This window comes from Sphingobium sp. HDIP04 (assembly GCF_000445085.1).
Lineage (GTDB): Bacteria > Pseudomonadota > Alphaproteobacteria > Sphingomonadales > Sphingomonadaceae > Sphingobium > Sphingobium indicum.
Genome location: NZ_ATDO01000142.1, coordinates 63,823 through 77,037 on the forward strand (window position 1 = coordinate 63,823; position 13,215 = coordinate 77,037).

Genomic DNA, 13,215 nt, shown 5'->3' on the forward strand with positions numbered 1-13,215 from the left:
GGGATCGGAATGACGGCAATGCTGCGCGCCCTTGGCGCGGCGATGGCGATGATGGCGGCAGTTCCCGCCGTGCAGGCGGCGGCGCCCGCGCCACGCCTGGCCAAGGGATTGGAGACAGGCGAATGGGAATTGCGCGGCCGGGGCGAGGGCGGCGCGCGCAGGCTCTGCGTGTCCAGCCTCAGCCAGCTTCTGCAAAGCCGCCACGCCGGCCATGCCTGCAAGAACTTTACCGTCAGCGACGCCGCCAATCGGCTGGTCGTCACCTATGAATGCGGCGCGGCGGGCAATGGCCGGACCGACCTGCGCGTCGAAACGTCCCGGCTGGTGCAGATCCAGTCGCAGGGGGTCGCCGACGGCGCGCCCTTCGCCTTTGCGCTGGAGGGGCGTTGGATCGGCGCCTGTCATTGAATGCGCGCGGCTTGCGCTGACGCGTCGGGAGGCGTAGCGCGGCGCTATGGTTGCCCATAACGGAAAATTCGCCGTCGTCCTGCTGTCCGGCGGGCTCGACTCCATGGTGGCGGGCGGGCTGGCGCGCGAGGCCGGCTATCGCCTGTTCGCCCTGTCGATCGACTATAACCAGCGCCACCGGCTGGAATTGCAGGCGGCGGGGCGCGTCGCAACGGCGCTGAACGCCATTTCGCATATCGTGCTGCCGCTGGACCTGACGGCCTTTGGCGGTTCCGCGCTGACCGCCGACATCGCCGTTCCCAAGGGGGGCGTCGGCGCGGGCATCCCGATAACCTATGTGCCGGCGCGCAACACGATCTTCCTGTCGCTGACCCTGGGCCTGGCCGAGGTGGCAGGCGCGAACGACGTGTTCATCGGCGTCAACGCGCTGGATTATTCCGGCTATCCCGATTGCCGGCCGGAGTTCATCGACGCCTTCCAGAAGATGGCGGCGCTTGCCACCAAGGCGGGGGTGGAGGGCCATCCGATCCGCGTCAACGCGCCGCTCCAGCATATGAGCAAGGCGGACATCGTGCGCGAAGCCTATCGGCTGGGGCTGGACACGGGATTGAGTTGGTCCTGCTACGATCCGACGCCGGACGGCAGGCATTGCGGCCTGTGCGACAGTTGCCGACTGCGGTCCAAGGGTTTCGTGGAAGCGGGCCTGCCCGACCCCACCGTCTACGCGGTGAAGCCCTGACGCCATGAGCTACGCCGTCAAGGAGATGTTCCTGACCCTTCAGGGGGAGGGCGTCCATGCCGGGCGCCGGGCGGTCTTCCTGCGCTTTGCCGGTTGCAACCTGTGGACCGGGCGGGAACAGGACAGGGCGAGCGCCGTCTGCCGCTTCTGCGACACCGATTTCGTCGGCACCGACGGCGATGGCGGCGGCAGGTTCGCGGATGCGGACGGCCTGGCCGACGCCGCGCTGGCCCTTTGGGGCGAGGGGCGGGACGGGCGCTATATCGTGCTGACCGGCGGGGAACCGATGCTCCAGGTCGACGACGCGCTGGTCGACGCGCTCCATGCGCGCGGCTTTGCCATCGCGATCGAGAGCAACGGCACCCTGCCCGCGCATCCGGGGCTGGACTGGGTCTGCATCAGCCCCAAGGCGGGAAGCGAAGTGGTCCAGCGCAGCGGCAATGAGCTGAAGCTGGTCTGGCCGCAGCCGGGGCAGGGGCACAGCATCGCCGATGTCGAGGATATGGAGGGCTGGGCCTTCGACCACTGGCTGGTGCAGCCGCTAGACGATCCCAAGGCTGCGGACAATGCGCGGGCGGCGGTGGAACTGGTGATGGAACGGCCGCGCTGGCGGCTGAGCCTCCAGTCGCACAAATATCTGGGGTTGCGGTAGAGGGGTGGTTTAGGTGGCTTCCCGCCACTCTTCCCTTGTCGCCCCCTCTCTCTTCGTCGCCCCGGGCTTGACCCGGGTTCCCGCTTTCTTTCCAAGGGCGCGCCTGTCCCAAGACAGCGGGACCCCGGATCAAGTCCGGGGTGACGGAAACTGATGACGGGAAGCGGCAAACCCCGCCATCAATGGCCTCAGGGCTGCACCCCGATCTTCTGGTTCCACGCGAGCTGGCAGGCGGGCAGCATCTTGCCCTTCTTCCAGCATTTGGGATCGAAGGAGGGCAGGGTCAGCGAATAGCTGCGGCCCGGATCGCCGTAGAATTGCTCGCCCGCCAGGACCAGCGACTTCTTGATCGATCCCAGCCCGCTCCGCGCCACGTCGTTCAGCGTGCCCCGCTGGGCGAAGATCGCCTGCCGCCCCACCAGCGCCGCCGCCTGGCAGAAGCCGCGCTGCGCCTGCACCGTCGAATAGCCCGAATAGATGCGCGTGCCATATTGGTCCGACGCCATCTGGCCGGGCTTGCCCTTGCCGACCGTGCGCTGGAAATAGCCGAGCAGCGTCGCCTGCGCCGCATCCAGTTCGGCGTCATGATGGGCGATCATCGCGTTGTAGTTGCTGATCGACAGCAGGGTCGGTTCGAACTGGCATTGCAGCGCCGCGACGTTCAGCGCCGCGCGCAGGTTCCACACCAGCCCGGCCTTCACCTCCGCCGCGGTTGCGCCCGGCAGGCCCAGCGCTGTCGCGGCTTCGGCGTCGGTCAGGGGCGGGGTCGAGAAATCGGGCGGCGACCAGAAGAATTGCGCGGCGGCCGGCTGCGCCGTCAGCGCCGCCCCCATCGCGGCCAATCCCAATGAGGCGCGGCGTCCGATGGAACGGCCCATGAAACGCGATGTCATCCTGATCCCTCTTCGAAACGGGCGTTGCGAACTATGCTTCGCCCGTCTGTATCATGCCTGAACGCGGATGCCAGCCTATTGATCCGACAGCACTTCGGTATCGGTCGCGGGCTTGCCCTCGCTTTCATTCCTCGCCGCCGCCGGAGCGGCCGCATTGTCGCTGCGGTTGGCGGGCAGGGCCATGGCCACGCCCTCGCTCTGCACGCCGTCCAGGTCGGTCATGGCGTCGGTCGCCGTGCCGTCCACCACTTCCAGATTGTTCATCGGGACAGTGGTTCCGCTTTCCTTCTGGCTGCCGCATCCCGCCAGCGCCATGCAGCCGGCCGAAACCAATATTGCTATTGTCGTCTTGACGTCAGGACGCATCCGGGTCTCCTAAAGCGTTGCAGCATGCCCGGCAGCCCCCCACCTGGCGAAAGCCGCGACCCTAGCGGCCCGTTCCGCATTGCTCAACCCCTGCTCCATCGGCGGCGGGACAGCGGCGCAGGCGATTGAGAAAGGCCGGTAAATGCCGGGCGAGCGCCAGGTCCAGCTCCGCCATCGGAATTTCCACGCCCAGCGCGGCCATGCTGGTCACCGGATATTCGGCCAGGCCGCACGGCACGATGCCTCCGAAATGGGACAGGTCGGGATCGACATTGATCGAAAAGCCATGAAGCGTGATCCAGCGTCGCACCCGGATGCCCAGCGCGCCGATCTTCGCCTCCCGCCCCTGGGCATCGTCGGCCCAGATGCCGATCCGCCCCTCCGCCCGCCGCGCCGCGATGCCGAAATCGCCCAGCGCCTCGATCATCCATCCTTCCAGATGGTGGACGAAATTGCGCACGTCCTTGCCCCGTTCGCGCAGGTCGATGTTGAGATAGCCGATGCGCTGGCCCGGCCCGTGATAGGTATAGCGGCCGCCGCGCCCCGCATCGTGCACGGGAAAGCGCGGGTCGAGCAGTTCGGCCGGATCGGCGCTGGTGCCGGCCGTGTAGAGCGGCGGATGTTCGAGCAGCCAGACCCGTTCGGCGGCCCGCCCCTCGAAGATCGCGGCCGTCCGCGCTTCCATCTCCGCCAATGCCTGGGGGTAATCGACGGGCGCGCTTTCCACGCGCCATTCCACGGTCCGGACGGCGGGGGCTTGGTCGGCTGGGGATTGCGGGGACATGGCGCTTCCTTGACTTGGGCAGAGCGAACGATCAAGTCTCCTCCGCTATTTTAAGAGCATCGGGAAGAGAACAAGGCGTAAGATATGGCGACGATGTCCATCGGCAAGGCGTGGGAGGAGGCGGTCGCCTTCGTCGCGCGTGAAGGCAGCCTGCTGTTTCCCGTCGCCCTGCTGTTCGTGGCGCTGCCGGGCCTGATCCTTCAGGAGATGACGCCGCCCGAACTCGCCAAATGGAACCTGTCGGAAACCACCATGCCGCAGGTGCCGGGCAGCTTCTGGCTGGCGATGATGCTGGCGGTGGTCATCATCTGGTTCGGATCGCTGACCCTGTTCGCGCTCGCCCTGCGGCCCGGCATCAGCGTGGGAGAGGCCCTGCGGCTGAGCTTTGCGCGGCTGCCGGTGTTGCTGGGCGTTGCGCTGGTGGTGGCCGGCCTCCTGGCAGGGGCGGTGATCGCCGCCACCCTGGCGGTGACGATCCTGTCGCTCATCGCCAAGCCGCTGGGCGCGACGCTGGCGCTGCTGCTGGGCGCGGGCGTGGTGGCCGCAACGATTTTCGCAAGCGTGCGGCTGCTGTTGCTCAATCCCGTGGTGATCGACGGGACGGAAGGCGTCATGGCTTCGCTGCGCCACGGCTGGGCGCTGACCAGGGGGCATTTCTGGCGGCTGTTCGGCTTCATCCTGGCGCTGACGCTGCTGTCGGCGATCGTCGGCGGCGCGGCGCAGGCGGTGTTCGGCCTGGTCGGGACGTTGATCGGCGGGCAGGCCGGCGGCCGGCTGATCGGCGGGGTGGCTGCCGCTGCCGTGTCGACGGTGGTGCAGGTCTATATGCTGGTGATGCTGGCGCGGCTCTACCGTCAGGCGGAGGGCGACTGACCCAGCATCGGCACATGCGGCGCGGCGTCGGGCGACAAAAGCCCCGCCAGCCGCGGATCGGCGAAGATTTCCACCTCCCGCCGGTAGGGCACGAAGCCTGACTTGCGATAAAATCCCAGGGCGGCGGGGCTGTCGAGCGTGCAGCTATGCACCCAGAAGCGCGTGACTCCCTTGCGCCAGGCCAGCGCCTTCGCCTGCGCCATCAGCCATTGGCCCAGCCCCTTTCCGGTCAGGGCGGGGATCAGCCCGAAAAAGGCCAGTTCGCAATCGGGCGGCGACCGGAAATCCAGTTCCAGCAGCCCCACCTCCACCCCGCGCGGGTCGGTCACGGCATAAACCTCTACCGCGGGATCGTGGATGATCGCCGTCAGCGCGGCGTCGTCCATCGCCAGGCGGGAAAACCACAGCCACGGTTCCCCAACGCGCCGGAACAGCGCGCGATAGGCGTCGGGCGCGGGCGCCTTCCACGGCGCCAGCCGCAGCGGGGAGGGCGGGATGGGCGCGGGCTTCGGCCGTTCCCGCATTTCCAGATGGGTGACGATGGTCGCGATCCGGTCGTCCGGAACCGGCGTCAGGCCCATGTTCAGCTCCAGCTCGCCATCGGCGGCAGGCTCATCAGGATCGCGTCGACATTGCCCCCGGTCTTCAGCCCGAACAGCGTGCCGCGATCATGCACCAGGTTGAATTCGGCATAGCGGCCGCGCCATTCCAGCATGCGGCGATAGTCGTCCTGCGACCAGCTTTCCCCCATGCGCCGCCGGACGATGGGCGGGAAGGCCCGAAGAAACGCCTCGCCCACGTCCCGCGTGAAGGCGAAATTGGCGTCGAAATCGCCCTCCAGATGGTCGTAGAAAATCCCGCCGACGCCGCGATGCACGCCGCGATGGGGTATGAAGAAATAGTCGTCCGCCCATGCCTTGAACCGGGGATAATAGTCCGCGTCATGGGCGTCGCAGGCCGCTTTCAGCGCGGCATGGAAATGCGCCGTGTCCTCGTCGCGAGGCAGAGGCGGGTTCAGGTCCGCGCCGCCGCCGAACCAGCGTTTCGACGTCACCAGATAGCGCGTGTTCATGTGCACGGCGGGCACATGGGGGTTGGCCATATGCGCCACCAGGCTGATGCCGGTGGCGAAGAAGCTGGGGTCTTCGCTCGCGCCATGGATGGTCTTGGCGAATTCGGGCGAGAAGGCGCCGCCCACGGTCGAGACGTTGACGCCCACCTTCTCGAACACCTTGCCCTTCATCACGCCGCGCACGCCGCCGCCGCCTTCGCCGGGCGCCAGGCCCGGCGCCTCCCGATCCCAGGCGATATAGTCGAAGCGGGCGTCGGAGCCGGCCTCCCGCTCGATCGCCTCGAATTCGGCGCAGATGCGGTTCCTCAGCGATTCGAACCAGGTGCGGGCGGCCTGCTGTTGCGGGTCCAGGATCAGGGTCATTGCGGGAAACTTCCAGTCTGGCGAAGGGCCTCTGCTACCGCGATGCCCGTGGAAACGGCGATGTTCAAGGATCGAAATCCCGGCGCCATCGGAATGCGCACGCGCACGTCCGCCAGATCGCGGACGGCATCGGGCACGCCCGCGCTTTCCGACCCCATCAGCAGAATGTCGTCGGCGCGGAACTCGACATCGGGCAGGCGCTGCGAGGCGTGGCTGCTCATCAGCATCAGCCGCCGGCCTTCGGCCCTGCGGCGGGCGTCGAACGCCTCGAAATTGGCGTGGCGGGTCACATCGGCCGATGCCCCATAATCCATCGCCGCCCGTTTCAGCTTCGCGTCGGAAAAGGCGAATCCCGTCGGCATGATGATGTCCACGGGCACGGAAAAGCAGGCGGCAAGGCGCAGGATCGCGCCCACATTGCCGGCGATTTCGGGTTGATAAAGGGCGATACGCATGCCCCGCGCCATAGAACAGCGCGGTTAATTCTCCTAGCCTGTCTAAAAGGCTTGGCAAATGGCGCATCCTACGGTTATCAGGCCTGCAAATCGCGCCCGGGGGAAAGGCGCGCCCTTCTGCTTGGGCGCCGCGGCTCTCCCGATACCATAGCCATAAATGGGCAATGCGGCGGGGTCAGGGACGTTCTTGCAAGGGTTGAAGTGCATGGCGATCGTTGAACATGTGGAGAGTGAGGGGGCGGCCGTCTCCGGTGGAGGCGGCGGCGACGGCGTGCGTCGTCGCGATTTCATCAACATCGCCGCGGTGAGCTTTGCCGGGGTGGGGGCGGTCGCGGTGGTCATACCGCTGGTCGACCAGATGAACCCCAGCGCCGACGTGCTGGCGCTGGCTTCGACGGAGGTCGACCTGTCCGCCATCCAGCCGGGCCAGGCGATCAAGACGACATTCCGGTCGCAGCCGCTGTTCGTCCGGCACCTGACCGACAAGGAAATCGCCGAAGCCGACAAGGTCGATCCGGCCAGCCTGCGCGATCCGCAGACGCTGGAGGAACGCACCGTCGACGGCAAGAAGCAGTGGCTGGTCACCATGGGCGTCTGCACCCATCTGGGCTGCGTGCCGCTGGGCGCGGGCGAGGGCGAGAACAAGGGCGAATATGGCGGCTATTTCTGCCCCTGCCACGGGTCTTCCTACGACACTGCCGCCCGCATCCGTAAGGGCCCCGCGCCCAAGAACCTGGAAGTGCCGAAGTTCAGCTTCACTTCCGACACCGCCATTCTCGTGGGTTGAGGGGGACTGTCATGAGCTTTCCATGGGCTGAACATTATACTCCCAAGCATCCCGCGATGCAGTGGATCGACGAGAAGCTGCCTTTGCCGCGCCTCGTCTACAATGCCGTGGGCGCCGGTTATCCGGTGCCGCGCAACCTCAACTATTTCTGGAACTTCGGCGTCCTGGCCGGGCTGGCGCTGGTGATCCAGATCGTCACCGGCGTGATCATGGCGATGCATTACGGCGCCAACACGCTGGTCGCCTTCGGCACCGTCGAACAGACGATGCGCGACGTGAACGCGGGCTGGCTGATGCGCTATGCCCATGCCAACGGCGCCAGCTTCTTCTTCATCGTCGTCTATCTGCACATCTTCCGCGGCCTGTTCTTCGGTTCCTACAAGGCGCCGCGCGAGATGGTGTGGCTGCTCGGCCTCGTCATCTTCCTCCTCATGATGGCGACCGCCTTCATGGGCTATGTGCTCCCTTGGGGGCAGATGAGCTATTGGGGCGCGAAGGTGATCACCGGCCTGTTCGGCGCGATCCCCGTGGTGGGCGAGCCGATCCAGACCTGGCTGCTGGGCGGTTTCGCCCCCGGCAACGCCTCGCTCAACCGCTTCTTCTCGCTGCACTTCCTGCTGCCCTTCGTGATCGCGGCCGTCGTGATCCTGCACATCTGGGCGCTGCATATTCCGGGTTCCTCCAACCCGACCGGCGTGGAAGTGAAGGGTCCGCAGGACACCGTGCCGTTCCACCCCTATTATACGGCGAAGGACGGTTTCGGGGCGGGCGTGTTCCTGATCCTGTTCGCGATCCTGCTGTTCTATGCGCCCAACTATCTGGGCCATCCGGACAATTATATCGAGGCGAACCCGCTCTCGACGCCCGCGCATATCGTGCCTGAATGGTATTTCTGGCCCTTCTACGCGATCCTGCGCGCCTTCACCGTCGACTTCTTCTTCGTTCCGGCGAAGCTGTTGGGCGTGCTGGCGATGTTCGCGTCGATCCTGCTGCTTTTCTTCCTGCCCTGGCTCGACACCTCTCCGGTGCGGTCGGGCAATTACCGGCCGACCTTCAGAAAGTTCTTCTGGATCCTCATCATCGACGTGCTGATCCTGGGCTATTGCGGCGGTGCGCCGGCGGAGGAGCCCTATGTGATGATCTCCCAGGTCGCGGCGGCTTATTATTTCGCCCATTTCCTGATCATCCTGCCGCTGATCTCGCGCTTTGAAAAGCCGCTGCCGCTGCCCAATTCGATCACGGAGGCGGTGCTTGGCCGCGACGTCATCGAAGGGGAGCGGGAGGCGCTTCCGGGCATGGGCAGCGATCCGCAGCCGTCGCACGCCGGTTAAGGGGGATAAGACTAATGATACGCATCGGCGCATTTCTTGTCGGCCTCTTCTTCGCGGGCTGGCTGCTGGTTTCCTTTCTGGTGGGCGCGGTGGCCTTCGTCACCGAGCCGCCGGCGAAGACGGTGGAGCATGAGTTCCACCTCAACCCCAAGCATGTGTCCTTCTCGTTCGACGGGCCTTTCGGCAAGTACGACCAGGCGCAGCTCCAGCGCGGTTTCCAGGTGTTCAAGGAAGTCTGCTCGGCCTGCCACAGCCTGAAGTTCGTCGCCTTCCGCGACCTCAAGGGCATTGGTTATAACGAGGCGGAGATCAAGGCGATCGCCAAGCAATGGGCGATCAAGACCCCCGACGTCGATCCGAAGACGGGCGAAATGTCGACCCGTGATCCGATCCCGGCGGATTATTTCCCCAAGCCCTTCGCGAACAATGTCGCGGCTGCGGCGGCGAACAACAATGCCATCCCGCCGGATCTGTCGCTGATGACCAAGGCCCGCCATCATGGCAGCGCCTATGTCTATTCGCTGCTGACGGGCTTCCAGGCGCAGCCGGCCGAGTTGCTGAAGGAATTTCCGGACGCCAAGACGCCGGAGGGCCTGCACTACAACCCCTATTTCCCCAACCTGAACCTCGCCATGGCGCCGCCGCTGACGGCGGATGGGCAGGTGACCTATGGGGACGGCACCAAGGCGACGGTGGATCAGATGTCGCAGGACGTCGCGGCCTTCCTGACCTGGACGGCCGAACCCAAGCTGGAAAACCGCCGTCGCGCGGGCCTGGCGACGATCTTCTTCCTGCTGATCGCGACGGGCCTGGCTTACATGGCCTACCAGAATATCTGGGCGGACAAGAAAAAGGCCGCCTGATCGGGGCCTGAAACGGAACATCGAAGGGGGCGCGGGAAACCGGGCCCCCTTTCCTTATGAGGGCGAAGATGAGCGCTGACAGCCTGGCGGCCCTGGTCCGCACGATCCCCGATTTCCCCAAGCCCGGCATCCAGTTCCGGGACATCACGACATTGCTGGCAGACGCCGCCGGACTCGCCGAACTGGTCGAACAGATGGCGGCGGCGGCGCGGCCGCTCGACCCGGCCTTCATCGCCGGGATCGAGGCGCGGGGCTTCATCCTGGGGGCGGCGCTGGCCCATGCGCTGGGGGTGGGCTTCGTGCCGGTGCGCAAGAAGGGGAAGCTGCCCGGCAAGACGGTGGGCATCGACTATGTGCTGGAATATGGCACCGACCGGCTGGAACTGCATGAAGGGCAGATTCCCGATGGAGCGCGGGTGGTGCTGGTCGACGACCTTATCGCGACCGGCGGAACCGCGCTGGCGGCGGCGCAACTGATCCGGGAGCAGGGCGCGACGGTGCTGATGGCGCTCTTTGCCATCGATCTTCCCGATCTGGGCGGCATGGCCGCGCTGGAAGCGGACGGCGTCGCATCGGCAGCGATCATCGCCTTTGAGGGGCATTGACCAGGTTCGGGTCAGCCGCCTTAGATAAAGGGGAGTGAGGTCTCAACGGGGCCAATCCAGGACATTCCCCTCCCGCAGGCGGGAGGGGGAACGTCCGCTTCCTACCCATTGCACCCCAGGACGACCGCATCTCCTCAGCGCCCGAGCGCTCCTTCCAGCATATCCACCGCCTGCGCCAGACGCTCGTCCAACAGCGCCAGCAACTGGGTCCACCCCAGCATGTCCGCCAGTTCGCCCGGACCGTCCGAAATGCCGCGCAGGCCCATCACGGGAACGCCGAAGCGTTGGCAGGCGCGGACGACCGCGAAGCTCTCCATGTCGACCATGTCCGCGTCGATCGCGGCATAATCCTCCCCGCCGACGATGTTCGCCCCGGTCGACAGCCGAGCGGCGCGAAGTTCCAGCGGCACATGCAGCGCTATTTCGGCCGGGTGGTCGGAAAAGGGGGTCACGCCTTTCGGAAAGCCCAGGCGGGAAGCGTCCATGTCCCGCCAGGAGACGCTGGCGACCTGATAGACCTCCCCCAGGGTGCAGGTGCGCGATCCCGCCGAGCCCAGCGAAACGACCAGATCGGGCAGCGCGCCGTCCTGATCCAGCCGCTGGAGCGCGAGGCCGGTGTTGAGCGCCGCTTCCACCGGACCCACGCCGATCATCAGCGGATCGAAACGGGCCCTGAGATGAGGGCCATATTCGGCCTCTACCGCCATCACGAACAGAACCCGCTTGTCCGCGATCATTTCTCCCCGTGGCATGAAATCCCCCAGATCGGCCGATGTCAGGTCAAGGCAGGCGGGCGAGCAGCGCGCTCATCCCGTCATCGATGGTCAGCGCGGCCGTCCCTTCGATCAGCCAGCATTCGCCCCGGCGCCACGGTTCGCCGTCGATCGCGCCGGCGCCGGCCAGCGGGATGAACCAGGCCATCTTCTCTTCTATCCATTGCCGGCTTCCCGCCTCGCCCTGCACCAGGTCCAGGATGAAGGGCGCGTCGCCGCCCGCAACCAGCCTTTCCTCAGCCATGATCGGGACCACCCTGTCGGGCAGGGCGTAGGGGGCCGCCATGCTGACCGCCATCGCCTCCTCCAAATGCAGTTCGCGGGGCCGGCCATAATCGTAGAGGCGATAGGTCACGTCATTATTCTGCTGCACTTCCACCAGCGTCACGCCGCCGCCTATGGCATGAACCGTGCCGGCGGGAATATAATAGAAGCTGCCCGCGCGCACCGGCTTCCAGTCCATCAGCGCTTCGATGCTGCCGTCGAGGGCTGCGGCGCGCAGGGCGTCCGCCGTCAGGTCGCAGGTCAGGCCGATGCCCAGCCGCGCATCGGGTTCCGCGTCCAATATGTACCAGCATTCCGACTTCCCGCCCGCCAGTCCGCGCTCCCGCGCCTGCGCATCGTCGGGATGGACCTGCACCGACAATTTTTCGCTGGTGAAGATATATTTGACCAGCAGCGGCAAGGGCCGCCCTGCGCCTCCTTCCGGCGGCGAGAACCAGATTTCCCCGATGCGACGGCCATCGGACGGCGCGACGGCCGACGGAATGTCGACGCGGCCCCAGGGCTTTTCGACGCTATGGGCAAGCAGGCGGGTCGTGGTCATGCGGTTCCTTATGAACGGTCGTTGCCGGCAGGCAAGAGCCTCGATCCGGAAAGGAGAGGAATATCGGGCAGGCGGTCGGCGAAAAGGGGGCGCGACATCGCCACGGCATCGTCCTTCCCGTCGGAATCGGAAACGGTCCGTATCGATCTTCCCGTCTGGAAGTTCGTTCTTCAGTTGCTATATGCAACCAATCTGTTCGACGAGGATCGGAACATGAAACGGCCGGTGCCCCATGAATGACGTGATCGGCATGCTCTGCGGGCGGATATGGCTGCGGCTGGAGGGGCGGGTGGCTGCCCTGATCCTGCCTGCTTTGGCGACGGCGGCGTTCCTGATGTTCTTCGCCACGGCCTATCGGTGGGTCGACGACCTGCTGGTCGCCGGCGTGATCGCCATGGTCGCGCCGATGATGGTGCTGCCGTTGCTGCTCCGGCGGAGGGGCGTCAACTGACGCTCTCGCCCGCCAGCGCATCCATGGCCAGGGCGAGCGCGCCAAGAGGGCCGGCCTGATCGCCCAGCAGCGGCGTGGTGACGATCCGGCCGATGCCGGCCTGGTCGACATGGGGCAGATAGCCGCCCAGCAGCGCGACGACCTTCCGGCGGACCTGCTCCAGCAGGTCGGCCCGACCCATGCCCACGCCGCCGCCGATCAGCACCTGCCGGGCCGAGGTGCCGAGCAGGATGGTGGCGACCAGATGGGCGATGTCGCTGGCAACATCGTCCCATCGCGGGTCGGCGGGATCGATCTCATGGCCCGGCATGCCGAAGCGCCGGGCGAGCGCCGGTCCGGACACCAGGCCCTCTATGCAGTCGCCATGAAAGGGGCAACAGCCCGCAAAGCCATCGCCCGGAGCGCGCGGGACGCGGATATGGCCGATTTCCGGATGCATGGCGCCGTGCACGGTATGGCCGTTGAACGCGAACCCTCCGCCCACGCCGGTTCCGATGGTGATATAGCACAGGCTGTCGGATGGCGCCTCCCCCAGCGCGCCCGCGCCCCAGCGCAGCTCCGCCAGAGCGGCTCCGTTGACGTCGGTGTCGATCATCGCGGGGCAATCGAACGGCGCGGTCAGCGTGCCGAATATGTCCGCGCCCGCCCAGCCGGGCTTGGGCGTCGGCAGCATGACGCCGAAATCGGGCGCGCGGCGATCGAGCCGAATCGGGCCGAAGCTGCCGATCCCGATCGCCGCGATCGGAGCCTGCGCATGCCAGCGTTCCAGCACCGCCACGACCCTGGAAAGCGTTTCCCGCGGCGTCGTGGTCGCTATCGTCTCCCGGTCGCAAACCGTCGTGCCGCGTGCGCGGAGAACCTGCACCTTGGTCCCGCCCAGTTCGATTCCCGCCAGCATCGGTTCAGCATCCGTCATTGCCGTCCAATCACAAGGCCGCACCCCGCAAGTTCCGCGCCCACCGCCATTTGCGGCC

Annotated in this window: 19 protein-coding genes; 10 read left to right on the plus strand and 9 right to left on the minus strand. The window is 66.4% G+C overall.

The annotated features are described in order from the left end of the window. Positions 1–18 precede the first annotated feature (18 nt). From L286_RS46465 to queE, 3 genes are read left to right on the plus strand one after another with little or no spacing between them, the layout of a single operon-like run. The gene (locus L286_RS46465; protein ID WP_021224062.1) at positions 19–408 is read left to right on the plus strand and encodes a DUF3617 domain-containing protein; all 390 of its coding nucleotides are present in this window, start codon (positions 19–21) and stop codon (positions 406–408) included. A gap of 46 nt (positions 409–454) precedes the next feature. After that, on the plus strand, positions 455–1,147 hold the full coding sequence (gene queC / locus L286_RS46470; RefSeq protein WP_021224063.1) for a 7-cyano-7-deazaguanine synthase QueC: 693 nt from the start codon (positions 455–457) through the stop codon (positions 1,145–1,147). 4 nt (positions 1,148–1,151) lie between these two features. Beyond that, positions 1,152–1,799: a 7-carboxy-7-deazaguanine synthase gene (gene queE / locus L286_RS46475; protein WP_020820148.1), complete on the plus strand. Its 648-nt coding sequence runs from the start codon at positions 1,152–1,154 to the stop codon at positions 1,797–1,799. 188 nt (positions 1,800–1,987) lie between these two features. Here the strand turns inward: queE and L286_RS46480 are convergent, their stop codons facing one another. The 3 genes from L286_RS46480 to lipB all read right to left on the minus strand — a co-directional run bounded on the left by L286_RS46480 (position 1,988) and on the right by lipB (position 3,842). Then, positions 1,988–2,692 (minus strand): hypothetical protein, encoded by a 705-nt coding sequence (locus L286_RS46480; RefSeq protein WP_021224064.1) that lies wholly within the window; start codon positions 2,690–2,692, stop codon positions 1,988–1,990. A gap of 75 nt (positions 2,693–2,767) precedes the next feature. Then, entirely contained in the window at positions 2,768–3,058 is a 291-nt protein-coding gene (locus L286_RS46485; RefSeq protein ID WP_031293635.1) for a hypothetical protein, read from the minus strand. Between the two features lie 61 nt (positions 3,059–3,119). After that, the gene (gene lipB, locus L286_RS46490) at positions 3,120–3,842 is read right to left on the minus strand and encodes a lipoyl(octanoyl) transferase LipB (protein ID WP_031293637.1); all 723 of its coding nucleotides are present in this window, start codon (positions 3,840–3,842) and stop codon (positions 3,120–3,122) included. Between the two features lie 84 nt (positions 3,843–3,926). On the opposite strand from lipB, the gene L286_RS46495 reads away from it, so the two are divergent. Further along, a complete protein-coding gene (locus L286_RS46495; RefSeq protein ID WP_013041176.1) occupies positions 3,927–4,715 on the plus strand; it encodes a hypothetical protein in 789 nt (262 codons plus the stop codon). Here the strand turns inward: L286_RS46495 and L286_RS46500 are convergent. From L286_RS46500 to L286_RS46510, 3 genes are read right to left on the minus strand one after another with little or no spacing between them, the layout of a single operon-like run. Next, on the minus strand, positions 4,697–5,296 hold the full coding sequence (locus tag L286_RS46500) for a GNAT family N-acetyltransferase (RefSeq protein WP_021224067.1): 600 nt from the start codon (positions 5,294–5,296) through the stop codon (positions 4,697–4,699). The two genes, L286_RS46495 and L286_RS46500, sit on opposite strands and share 19 nt — an antisense overlap. Positions 5,297–5,298: 2 nt before the next feature. Beyond that, a complete protein-coding gene (gene hemF, locus L286_RS46505; RefSeq protein WP_021224068.1) occupies positions 5,299–6,150 on the minus strand; it encodes an oxygen-dependent coproporphyrinogen oxidase in 852 nt (283 codons plus the stop codon). After that, complete coding sequence (locus tag L286_RS46510; protein ID WP_021224069.1) at positions 6,147–6,617, minus strand: tRNA (cytidine(34)-2'-O)-methyltransferase; 471 nt, start codon at positions 6,615–6,617, stop codon at positions 6,147–6,149. Before L286_RS46510 ends, hemF begins: the two co-directional genes overlap by 4 nt. A gap of 193 nt (positions 6,618–6,810) precedes the next feature. Here L286_RS46510 and petA point away from each other — a divergent pair, with 193 nt between their 5' ends. The 4 genes from petA to L286_RS46530 all read left to right on the plus strand — a co-directional run bounded on the left by petA (position 6,811) and on the right by L286_RS46530 (position 10,191). Next, on the plus strand, positions 6,811–7,392 hold the full coding sequence (petA, locus tag L286_RS46515) for a ubiquinol-cytochrome c reductase iron-sulfur subunit (protein ID WP_013041172.1): 582 nt from the start codon (positions 6,811–6,813) through the stop codon (positions 7,390–7,392). Between the two features lie 11 nt (positions 7,393–7,403). Further along, complete coding sequence (locus tag L286_RS46520) at positions 7,404–8,723, plus strand: cytochrome b (protein ID WP_013041171.1); 1,320 nt, start codon at positions 7,404–7,406, stop codon at positions 8,721–8,723. A 14-nt stretch (positions 8,724–8,737) separates the two neighbouring features. After that, positions 8,738–9,586, plus strand: a complete 849-nt coding sequence (locus L286_RS46525) for a cytochrome c1 (protein ID WP_007682710.1) — start codon at positions 8,738–8,740, stop codon at positions 9,584–9,586. Between the two features lie 68 nt (positions 9,587–9,654). Beyond that, positions 9,655–10,191 (plus strand): adenine phosphoribosyltransferase, encoded by a 537-nt coding sequence (locus L286_RS46530; RefSeq protein WP_031293640.1) that lies wholly within the window; start codon positions 9,655–9,657, stop codon positions 10,189–10,191. Positions 10,192–10,325: 134 nt separating this feature from the next. On the opposite strand, the gene L286_RS46535 is transcribed toward L286_RS46530, so the two are convergent. Further along, the gene (locus tag L286_RS46535; RefSeq protein ID WP_007682707.1) at positions 10,326–10,928 is read right to left on the minus strand and encodes a 5'-methylthioadenosine/S-adenosylhomocysteine nucleosidase; all 603 of its coding nucleotides are present in this window, start codon (positions 10,926–10,928) and stop codon (positions 10,326–10,328) included. 43 nt (positions 10,929–10,971) lie between these two features. After that, positions 10,972–11,790, minus strand: a complete 819-nt coding sequence (locus L286_RS46540) for a class I mannose-6-phosphate isomerase (protein ID WP_021224071.1) — start codon at positions 11,788–11,790, stop codon at positions 10,972–10,974. Here L286_RS46540 and L286_RS0125100 point away from each other — a divergent pair. Both L286_RS0125100 and L286_RS46545 read left to right on the plus strand, forming a co-directional pair. Next, positions 11,764–12,030, plus strand: a complete 267-nt coding sequence (locus L286_RS0125100; RefSeq protein ID WP_152522359.1) for a hypothetical protein — start codon at positions 11,764–11,766, stop codon at positions 12,028–12,030. The genes L286_RS46540 and L286_RS0125100 overlap by 27 nt on opposite strands. Further along, on the plus strand, positions 12,023–12,241 hold the full coding sequence (locus L286_RS46545; RefSeq protein WP_021224072.1) for a hypothetical protein: 219 nt from the start codon (positions 12,023–12,025) through the stop codon (positions 12,239–12,241). The genes L286_RS0125100 and L286_RS46545 overlap by 8 nt, the downstream gene beginning before the upstream one ends. Here L286_RS46545 and L286_RS46550 read toward each other — a convergent pair. Then, entirely contained in the window at positions 12,234–13,139 is a 906-nt protein-coding gene (locus L286_RS46550; RefSeq protein WP_037493757.1) for an ROK family protein, read from the minus strand. The two genes, L286_RS46545 and L286_RS46550, sit on opposite strands and share 8 nt — an antisense overlap. Positions 13,140–13,215: the final 76 nt, after the last annotated feature.